Raw genomic sequence first — 11,579 nt, 5'->3', positions numbered from 1 at the left:
GCGTTCTGGGGCTGTTAGCAGGGCCAGCTGGCTAATTGCCTGCGTATCGTCACTGGCCATCGACTGCAGCAACGTCTGGAAATGGCCTGCATAGCGCTGCGCCGTGGCATGGTCGAACAGATCGCTGGCATACTCGATATGCCCATCAATAATATTACCGTGATCTGTCAATGACAGGCCTAAATCGAACTGGGTGGTCTGGCTCGGCAACTTTAGCGCCGTCAATGTCAGGCCTGGCAGCGTCAGATTATCGGGTCGCGGCAAATTGTTAAAGACCATGATTGCCTGGAACAGCGGACTATGGCTCAGACTGCGTACTGGATTGAGCGCTTCTACTACTTGTTCGAATGGTAGATCCTGATGGGTATAGGCTTCCAGCGCGGTTGCCTTGATCCGCGCCAACAGTGCTCCCACGCTTGGATCATCGCCGAGCTGCGTCCGCAATGCTAGGGTGTTAACAAAAAAGCCAATCAGGGGGTTGAGTTCCGCACGTTCACGGTTTGCCACGGGTGTACCGACGACGATATCGTTCTGTCCGCTCAGCCGTGCCAACAATACGGACCAGGCGCCAAACAAGGTCATGAATAATGTGACGCCATGGCGCCGGCTCAGATTGCGCAGGCCAGAGGCCAGTGCCGCAGGCAGTGTGACTTGGACGCGCCCGCCCTGATAGCTTTGTTCGGCGCTGCGCGGCCGGTCGGTCGGCAGTTCCAGCAAGGCGGGTGCACCGGCCAGGTGTCTATGCCAAAAGCTGACTTGGCGTTGCAAGGTTGCCCCTTGCAATGTATTGCGCTGCCACGCCGCATAGTCGGCATACTGGATCGCCAAGGGCGGCAGTGGGTCGGGCGAGCCCTGGTAAAACGCTGTGTACAGCGCGGTCAATTCTTGGATGAGCACACCGATCGACCAGCCATCTGAAACAATATGATGTTGCGTCACTAGGAAGACGTGATCTTCTTCGGAGAAGCGGAGTAGCTGGCCCCGAATTAATGGACCTTGCGATAGATCAAACCCTTTTGTCACCTCGTCATGATGTGCCGACACTATTGCGGCATGTCTGTCTTCCTCGGAAGCATCTTGCAAGTTCTTGATACTTAAGTCGAAGGGCTTGTTTTCACGGGATTCTTGCATGACCTTACCATCAACGCACGAGAATTGAGCGCGCAACACGTCGTGGCGGTTGAGAATGATATCTAGTGCCGCCTGCAAGATATCTACATGTAACTTACCCGCTAAATGCACGGCATCGAAGATCAGATAGGCTGATCCCGCTGCAGGGTCAAGTTCGTTCAGAAACCATAGGCGCTGTTGTGAAAATGAGCTATCAAGTAAACCATTTCTCTTGGCGGATGTAATGCCACTGCCACTCTTTTCACGATTGAGTACCTCGATGATTTCCTTCTTCTGATCTCGTATCATGCCCAGTAATTCACTTGAGACGGATTCCTTGGCTCCTCGATATGACAGCGAATCACCTTGAACTTCTAGCACAATCATTTTCTCTTTAAGAAGGTCGAGCAGCTTGTATACGTTCATCCAAATATTCCTTGCTTAGTTGTTCTCGAGTGGATTTTCCATTTGCTGCGTTTCAAAAACTCACCAAATGTTTCTATTTTCCTAGAAGAAAAATAATTTCCTTTGAGAAAAATTAAATTCCAGGGGATAAGGTACGCTTTCTGGAAGAGTTGGTAAGTTATGTTAGCAATAATGTCGGTATGGAATCTATTTTAGGAAAACAGTGGTAAAAATAACCACAAAAATCAGAAAAATGTGGTGTTATGTTACCAAATTATGAAGCATTTTCGATAGAAAATTTACTTGTTCTTAACGTTGAATTACTGGTAATATATTTGAGATCATTTAGAAAAGTCGGTAACGGGATCTTGAAATGAGGTGTTCCCGTTCGACTATGGCTTGTATGGTGCCGTATTGCCATTAATTTTCTTCGTATCTATTGCATGCTCCTTAAAGTAATGAGTGTTTCTCTCTGTTGACTTTCAGTAGGATGGATGCTGTTTCAAGTTGATCCTAGATGAAATTATTATTCACTACATCCGAAGGTGTTTGGAAAATGAAATTTCCGTTGAGCATCAATAATTGCAATGGAATCCATGCTGGAATACTTTTTGCCACATCGATTCATTTTCGGCACTCTTAATTCTATCCAAATGTAACTAATAAGATCGCCATCTTCGATATGGTGGTGGTTCATCGTTGTCGCCTTTCTATTTATCCGGAGTCCGAAGCGTGTCTGAATTGCCTAACCCCCAAGAATCTTCATGTGACATTGCAATAGTTGGTATGGCCTGCAATGTTCCTGGCGCGAAAACGCTGGACGAATACTGGTATCTGCTGCGTTCGGGTCAAAATGCAGTTCGGACGCTCAGTGCGGACGAATTGAAAAGAGCAGGCGTGGACTCGGAGCTGGCTTCCGATCCGAACTATGTGCCAGTGCGCGGCATTCTCGATAATGTTGAAATGTTTGATGCTGATTTCTTTGGTATGAGCCCGCGGGAGGCGGAGCTAACCGATCCTCAGCAGCGGCATTTTTTGGAATGTGCCTGGTCTGCTGTGGAAGACGCAGGCTACGATCCCCGTGCAGTAAGTGGTAGCGTGGGTGTCTATGCCGGATCAGGGTGGAACAGCTATCTGTTGCTCCAACTTGCGAGCCAAGCAGATCTTTTGAGGTCGGACGCCGGGCATCAAGCGTTGCTTGGCAACGAGAAAGACAACCTAACGACTCGGTTGTCTTACAAACTCAATTTGACAGGCCCCAGTGTGGCGATTCAGACAGGCTGCTCGTCATCTCTCGTGGCTATCTCGATGGCGTGCCAAAGCCTGCTGGAATATCAGTCTGATATGGCAATCTCGGGTGGTGTGTCGATTACTGTGCCGCAAGGTGGCTATCTGCATCGTCAAGGAAGTATTTTGTCCAAAGACGGTCAGTGCCGAGCCTTCGACTGCGATGCGAATGGTACCGTACTCGGTAACGGAGTTGGTGTGGTGGTACTCAAGCGTTTGGAAGATGCTCTTGCGGACAAAAACCATATCTATGCCGTCATCAAAGCAACTGCCATCAACAACGATGGTGCGCGTAAAGCCGGCTTCACCGCTCCCAGTGTCGATGGTCAAGCCAGCTGTATTGCCGAATGTCACAGTTTGGCAGGTATTTCATCTGATTCAATCTCGTATGTAGAAGCCCACGGCACTGGAACGGAAGTGGGTGATCCAATTGAAATCGCAGCACTTAAACAAGCATTCGGTCCAGCAGTAGCTGATAGTGAGCGTTGTCAGATTGGCTCTGTGAAGACAAATATTGGTCATTTGGACGCTGCTGCTGGCGTTGTGGGGTTGATTAAGGTGGCGCTCATGCTCCATCACAAGGAAGTTGTACCGACTCTTCATTTTAACCGCCCAAACCCTAACCTGAACTTGGAGAGCAGCCGCTTTGAGATCAGTACTACGCACACACCATGGCCGCTCGGCACCGCCCCACGACGCGCCGGTGTGAGCTCTTTCGGGCTAGGCGGCACCAATGCGCATGCTGTGCTAGAAGAGGCGCCGTTCGTTCCCATTGACCGCACAGTCTCGACGGAGCCGCAACTGCTGGTACTGAGTGCACGCAGCAGCGCCGCGCTGAAAGAAGTGGCCTGTGGTCTGTCCCGACATTTGCGCATGAATATGGACACATCGCTCGCCGCGGCCGCATTTACGTTGCGACAAGGACGGACGCCTTTTCAGTTCCGCCGCTTCATTGTCGCCCGCGATATCTCACATGCGATCGAGCAACTTGATCTTCCAGACCATGCAGTCCCCCAATCTGTTCAGTCAGATGTGACACCTGTTCAGGCTACGCTACTGTTCCCAGGCCAAGGTAGTCAGTATGTTGGCATGGCGTGTGGCGCTTACCAATCCAATCCGACGTTCCGCCACCATCTGGATCGCTGCCTGGGGCAGCTTGCCAGAAGACACGATATTGTATTGCAAGACCTTCTTTGCTCTGACCTGCCCCCTACGATTGAGCAAAGCAGTCGTTTGACTCAAACTGCTATTGCGCAGCCGGCATTGTTCGCAGTCTGTTACGCATTGGCACGTACCTGGATGGATGCCGGTGTTCAGGTGCACAGTTTTATTGGTCACAGCATTGGCGAAATAGTGGCCGCAACGCTCGCAGGCGTATTTTCCTTTGATGATGCGCTCGCGCTGGTGGTTGCTCGGGGCGCTCTAACACAAGGCATGCCCAAAGGCAGCATGATGGCAGTTTCGATGCCGGAAGATAGTCTACGCGCCGTACTTCCAGAGAACCTGGATATCGCAGTTGTGAATGATGTCCGATCTTGCGTTGTGTCAGGCTCGGATGACGCTATTGCGTTGTTCAAAGAGAGCTTGAAGCAACGCGAAGTCGCCTGCCAACATTTGCATACATCTCATGCATTTCACTCTCGCATGATGGACGGTGCAGTTGCGCCATTTGTACACTTACTGGAATCGATGACCCTCCATGCTCCGACGCTGCCATTTATGTCAAATGTCACTGGAAAATGGATCACCAATAGCGATGCTACAGACCCGCATTATTGGGGCCGACATCTGCGCCAAACCGTACGCTTTGCCGATGGACTGAACCTGCTTTTTGAAAAAGCGCCGAAGATCTTGCTGGAAGCCGGGCCAGGACAGACACTGACAAAATTGCTCAAGCGCCACCCTGCGTTGCTAGCTGGACAGATGGTCATTACAAGCATGTCGGACAGCAATGTGGGCTGGCAGTCTACCACGATGCTCGAGCAATTCGGCCAGCTATGGATGGCTGGCTGTAATTTGAACTGGAGCATGGCCACGCCAGGAAGTGCACAGCGGATCCGTCTTCCAACCTATCCATTCCAACGCCAACGACATTGGATCAATGCGCTGTCGCCGTTGGCTCCGCCAAAATCTTCATCGGCAGCTGAAATCTGGACCGCACTTCTGCAGGGGGCGGAAAGTCATAGTACGACGGCGTTAGCCAAATTCGATCGTCCTACCCACTCGACACGCAAGGAAGCGCTGAACTTACTATGTGTTGCGTACATTAACCGTGCAATGCAAAAGTTAAGGTTGTTCGGCAAAGGCGACATTGTCTACCCGGCTGATCAATTGTTGTTGCAATCGAACGTGAGTACCAGTTTCCGGCAGCTCTTTTTGCATATGCTTACCACGCTAGTTCTTCACCAGCAGTTGCGCAAGCAACATGATGGCTACTCCGGGTTGCAGCTATGTAGTGACGATGCGTTGAGTCTGTTGTTGCAACAAGCACGTCTAGTGTGGGCCGGAGAAGAAGAGGTTGTTGAACTGTCTGTTGCATGTGGCGAAGCGCTGGTAGCTGTGTTGCAGGGAACGCAGGCACCCCTTGAATTGTTTACTTCAGTGCTAGCGAAAGTCCAGGCGCCAGTGCAGGCCGGGGCATCTTTGCATGACGCTTACAACACGATTATCCGCGGTGGCGTAGAGGCCATCTTGCAACGTTTGCCGGAGGCTGCGCCTATCCGAGTGCTCGAAATTGGCGGTGGTACTGGGGTGGCCACAACGGCACTGTTGCCTGCGCTGCCTGCCGATCGAACCCATTATCAGTTCACCGACATTGGTGGCTATTTCGTTGCTAAGGCGAAAGAGAAATTTGGTTCCTATCCGTTCGTCGACTTTTCTGTGCTCAACATCGATTGCCCACCGCATGAGCAGGGACTCGTTCCACATCAATACGACATCGTTATTGCTGTCAATATGTTACACGTGACCCGTTCCATCGCGACATCGTTACAGCACGTGCGATCCATGCTTGCTCCTGGTGGAGTGCTGCTCATCTGGGAGATTACTCGCAGCGCCCCAGACTTCGATGTCACATATGGTTTGCTCATGGATGCCATTCATGATGGGCGCCGCAACCAGGGCGATCCCTTTTTCAACGCCACCGAGTGGACTGAATCGCTACAAGCAAATGGTTTTTCTCAAGTAAAGGTGTTGCCAAACGATGGATTCTTTGAGGAGCAAGTCATTCTTGCCCAAGCAGATGTACATTCCGAGGGCACTCTATTTGGAGGTGCAGCACCTCGCCTCCCCCGCTCTCCTGTGGGCATGCCTAGCACGCTACTTGATAAGAAAGGCGATATCTCGGATTGGTTCCATGAGATATCGTGGAAACGCCGAGCTCAACCCCGGATAAATAATGAGGATACGCCTGCAAATCAGCGATGGCTAGTATTGTGTGATGTGACACAACTCGGCCTGCCGCTCTCCCGGCGCTTACGATCCGACGGTGAGGACGTAGTCACGGTTGTACAGGGTGATCGCTACCTACGCGAATCGCCCCAGCACTTCGTTATCCGGTCCGGCGAGCTTGAAGACTATGTTCATTTGCTCATGGACCTACAGGAGGATCAGTGGACGCCTAACCATATTCTCCACTTGTGGGGTATTGACAGCGCTCCGCTTATGTTAGCTGCCGATGTGGCGCATATCAACAAGCTGGGCCACTTTGAAGGGCTGTTGTACCTTGCGCAAGCTATCGGAGAGCATCTCGGTTCCGCCCCTATTGGGCTAACAGTCCTCTCTGATGATCTCCATGAGGTCACCGGCTATGAATCGCTTGAACCGAGCAAGGCTCTTTTGCTTGGTTTTACGCATGTAGTTGGCCTGGAGTACCCGCATATTCAATGCCGTAACATTGATCTGTCTATGGGGGGCCTTCCCTTTGAAGAGCAGTGGCTTGGACGTCTTGTGGATGAGCTGCGCCATTCGGCTGCCCCAGCAGTGGTTGCCTTACGTGGTGAGCATCGATGGGTCAGAGGCATTGAGCCGATGCGACTTCCTCCAGTAAAGAAATCACCAGGCCAGTTTGGGCGACTACGTCATCAGGGGGTCTATTTAATCACAGGTGGACTGGGCAAGATCGGGTTAGCACTGGCCAGCCACCTCAGCCAATCCGTTGCTGCGCGTCTGGTTTTGGTTAGTCGCACACAAATCCCTGCGGAACAGGATTGGCAACGGATAGTCGATGACACGACTCATGCCCGCGAGCTTCGTGAACTCTTAGGGCAACTACTCAAGTTAAAAGAGTCAGGTGGAGAAGTATGTGTTGTCCAGGCTGATGTTGCCGATGCGCTGGCGATGGAGAACGCGGTCCGTCTTGCAGAGTTACGCTTCGGTGTCGTTCATGGTGTGATTCACTCGGCAGGTTTGCTCGGCGATGGCGCCATTCAAGACAAATCACTCGGCCAGATCAATGCAGTGCTCAGGCCTAAGGTGATCGGCACCATGGTATTAGACGAGATATTTAAACAGCGCCCTCTCGATTTCTTTGTATTGTTCTCGTCACTCTCGGCCCTGAAGCCGGGTTTCGGGCAATTGGCCTACTGCGCGGCAAACAATTTCGCGGATGCGTTCGCACGGGCTAGAAGCCAACGCAATACCATTTGTCTTAGCTGGGACGTATGGAAAGGTGAGGGGATGGCTTATGACGCAACCGCCCCCGCATTAATCGAGCAGATTAAACAATCCGATTTCATGCAGCGTGGGTTGACCACCTCTGATGGCGTAGAGGTGTTCATGCGTGCACTTGAGTGCCAGCATAGACATGTACTGGTTTGCACGTCGGACTATCTGCATGCGGACAGCAAAGATATGGCAGAAATCTATGCGACAAAAGCAGAAAGTGTTACGCGTACCTCACATCCTGTGCGGCCACAGTTCAAGCACAACTATGTCGCACCAGGTACCGAAATTGAGCATACGCTCAGCCAAATCTGGGGTGAACTGCTGGGTATCGCTGATATCGGTATCGATGATGATTTCTTTGTCCTCGGTGGCGACTCGCTGATTGGCACCTTGCTTGTTTCACGTATTCTGGCCAGGCTGAACGTCCGCCTACCCACGCGCTCCGTCCACGAGTGCCGCACCATTCGTGCCATCGGTGTGGCAGTGGAGGACACCATCCTTGCGCAAGCCAGTGATGACGAGCTTGACGAGGCATTGCAAAATTTGCATCACATTTAACCTGGCGCACGGTGTGGCCTCCCTTAGACGACTACTAGGAAGAATTCTATGAGCTTAGAAAGAAAAGACATTATTACCGCTCTGACACCGGAGAAACGAGCGGCAGTATTGCAAGCCTTGAAGAACAAAGGACTGCATGGACAGGGGGCGGTATTGAAGCCGCGCGCTCGCCAGGGTGATACCGCCCCCGTTTCGCCTTCGCAACAAAGCCTTTGGGTGCTGGAGCAAATGCACGGAAGCGGAGCATACAATGAGCTAGCTGCATTTCGTATTGAAGGCGAAGTAAATGTCGGAGTACTTGAGCGCGCTCTTCAAACTATTACACAACGACATGAGATTCTGCGGACTACCTTTCCGACCATTGCGGGAGAAGTCGTGCAGAAAATTTCTGCGGCGGTAGCCGTTGAGTTGAAAGTCATTAGTCTCAGCGGACTTGGTCATGCGGAACAGGATCATGAAGTGGCCTTGCATGTGGCTCATGCGCGTGCCTCCGAATTTGATTTGGAGCTTGGGCCATTATTCCGTTTGGAGCTATTACAGCGATCAAATGGTGTCAGCGTACTACTCGTCGCCGCGCACCATATCGTTCTCGATGGCTGGTCGATCGGTATTTTTCGCAGTGAATTGTCCGCGTTGTACCAGGCATTCCTCGACGGCACGCCATCGCCATTGGCGCCGCTGTCCATTCAGTATGCTGACTATGCAATCTGGCAACGACTGGAAACAGAGCGCCATGAAAAGCAACTCACCTATTGGAAGGAACAGCTTGCTGACATTCCTCCGTTACTGAATTTATCTGTTGCCAAACCAAGACCTGCTGAGCCGACAAATCTCGGGGCTCGTCATTACTTCAGTCTGTCACAGGATCTGACCGACCGTATTAAGAAACTGTCGCAAGATGAAGGGGTTACGTTATTCATGACCTTGCTTGCCGGTTTTCAGATCATGTTGCATCGCTATAGCCAGCAAACGGTGATCCCGGTGGGTAGTGCTGTTGCAAACCGCAATCATCCTGACCTGGAGAGGTTGATCGGTTACTTTATCAACACAGTGGTAATGCGCGGCGACTTCACGCAGGATGAAAGTGTCAGCCAATTCATTCGACGTACCGGCGAGACTGCGGTGGCAGCGTTTGACCATCAAGAAGTACCATTCCAGTCGGTGGTGGACACGTTGCAGCCACAACGCTCATCGAATCATCACCCGTTGTTCCAAGTTGCTTTCAATTTGCAAAATACGCCCAAGGCCGAACAAGCTAATTCATCCCTGCAACTGATTGCTGAGGATATGCATCAGGTCTCAGCCAAATTCGACCTGATTCTTTGGATGGAAGATCGGGAATCAGGATTACGCGGGTACTGGGAGTACAGCGCTGATCTGTTTGATGCTCCAACGCTGGATCAAATGTGTAATCATCTCCAATCTATCCTTGGGGCCATGGCGGAACAGCCAACCACACCAGTATCGTCACTGCCGATGCTGTCGAGCCGTGAGAGAACCGAGATGTTGGTAGACTGGAATGCAAACCAGGTGCCAGCGCCGACGGATCCCTATATCCATCGACGGATCGAATCGCTAGCACAACGTACGCCCAGTGCGCACGCGGTCACGCATGATGGCGTACACCTGACTTACTACGAATTGAATCAGCGGGCCAATATATTGGCACACCACCTCCGCCGACAGGGGCTGTTGCCCGGTATGTTGGTCGGTTTATTCGTGGATCGTTCATGCGAGATGATTGTCGCCCTGTTGGCGGTTTTGAAAGCGGGTGCTGCCTACATTCCGTTTGACCCCACCTATCCTGCGGCACGCAATGCCGAAGTTGTAGTGAGTGCCAAACCCAGTATTGTTCTCACACAAAGAAAAATATTGGATCGCCTACCTCCGGTCGACGCTACCGTAGTCTGCCTGGAAGATGCTGTTGAGCAGAACCTCGCTGCCTTGGCCGACCTCTCGCTTGCTATTCCGTCTGATTCTCCGGCCTACGTCATCTTTACGTCAGGTAGTACAGGCGCTCCCAAGGGCGTGGTTGTTAGCCACCGGAATTTGTTGTTCTCAACAACGGCCCGTCAACATTACTATGCACATCCTCCGAGTAGCTATCTCCTATTGTCGTCGATTGCTTTTGATAGTTCAGCCGCAGGTATTTTCTGGACGTTAAGCGAAGGAGGTTTGCTGGTCATTCCCGCGGAGGAGCGCCTGCATGACATCGCCTATTTAAACGATCTAATAGCAACCAACCGCGTAACGCACTTCCTGACAATTCCTGCATTCCATAGTGAATTGCTGCGAGCAGCACTACCCTCGCAACTCACTTCGTTGAAGACCGTCGTCCTAGCGGGGGACGTGTGTTCACCAAGCATCGTTGCGCAGCATTTTCACAAGCTCCCCTTGGTCGAGTTGTTCAACGAATACGGGCCAACGGAATGTACGGTATGGAGCACGGTGCACGCGTGCAGCCGATCCATGAATGAGCAAATTGTCCCGGTGGGCAGGCCCATACCGTATACCCAAGCGTACATATTGGATCAGCAACAAAGGTTGCTGCCCGTTGGTGTGAGAGGCGAGTTGTATATTGGTGGAGAAGGAGTGGCACAGGGGTATTTGAATCGCCAAGACCTGACTGCACAAAAATTTGTTAACTTGGTTATTGACGGCATCGACTTGGGTCGAGTGTACCGTACGGGAGACGTGGCCTGCTGGCGTCCGGATGGCACTATCGAGATTCACGGGCGAACGGACCAACAAGTCAAAGTCCGTGGCTACCGTATTGAACTTGGCGACATTGAGGCTGCATTGAAGCTACATCCGGGTGTTGACGAAGCAATTGCGCGTCTTGACGAAACCAGTGAGGGAGTAAAACGCCTTTCTGCCTTTGTCACTCGAACATCCAATGCTGACGTTTCGATCGATGAACTCTATGCCAGTTTGAGGGAGCGCCTCCCTGCATATGCAGTTCCCTCTATGTTACAAATGGCAGTAGAGCTGCCCAAGCTGCCGAATGGAAAAATTGATCGCTCTAGGCTGCCAAGCACCCTGGTCGAGCCGGCATTGAGTAAGGTAGTGAGTCCGATGGAACAGCTCATTATCGATATCTGGAAAGAGACATTAAAACTTCAGCAGGTCAATGTCGACGATGATTTCTTCAAAATTGGTGGTGATTCGCTGCTGATGATCCGCGTGTACAACCAGTTGCGTGATGCATGCGAAGTTAGTCTTCCCATTGTGGAGTTGTTTAAGCATCCCACGCCAAGATTGCTAGCGGAAAAGATTTCTCCAGCGGCTGTGCCGCAGGATGAGTGGTCTCCCCTCGAACGTAGCATTGCTGATATTTGGAAAACGGTACTTAAGTTGGAAGACGTTGGCCGACACGATGACTTCTTCAAGATAGGCGGTGATTCTTTGCTGATGATCCGTGTTTACAATCAACTACGTACCATCGTCGATACCAGTATACCGATTATCGAGTTGTTTAAGCATCCAACGCCAAGCTCATTAGCCACGCTGTTGAGCGCCGACACTGTCGTGGGTATTATATAAGATGCTAGTGC

At 51.5% G+C, this 11,579-nt stretch carries 3 protein-coding genes; 2 read left to right on the top strand and 1 reads right to left on the bottom strand.

Annotated elements, in window-relative coordinates:
- A partial coding sequence (locus ACQ4WP_RS24375; protein ID WP_436525150.1) for a condensation domain-containing protein occupies nucleotides 1–1,536 on the bottom strand: 1,536 nt, incomplete at its 3' end.
- A gap of 711 nt (nucleotides 1,537–2,247) precedes the next feature.
- On the opposite strand from ACQ4WP_RS24375, the gene ACQ4WP_RS24370 reads away from it, so the two are divergent.
- Together ACQ4WP_RS24370 and ACQ4WP_RS24365 are read left to right on the top strand one after the other, a co-directional pair.
- Nucleotides 2,248–8,025: an SDR family NAD(P)-dependent oxidoreductase gene (locus ACQ4WP_RS24370; RefSeq protein WP_436525148.1), complete on the top strand. Its 5,778-nt coding sequence runs from the start codon at nucleotides 2,248–2,250 to the stop codon at nucleotides 8,023–8,025.
- A 48-nt stretch (nucleotides 8,026–8,073) separates the two neighbouring features.
- On the top strand, nucleotides 8,074–11,568 hold the full coding sequence (locus tag ACQ4WP_RS24365) for a non-ribosomal peptide synthetase (RefSeq protein WP_436525146.1): 3,495 nt from the start codon (nucleotides 8,074–8,076) through the stop codon (nucleotides 11,566–11,568).
- Nucleotides 11,569–11,579: the final 11 nt, after the last annotated feature.

This window comes from Janthinobacterium lyxosi, assembly GCF_051380665.1.
GTDB lineage: Bacteria > Pseudomonadota > Gammaproteobacteria > Burkholderiales > Burkholderiaceae_D > Janthinobacterium.
Note: the sequence above shows the minus strand (reverse complement) of the source record. Positions and strands in the feature narration are given on the sequence as shown.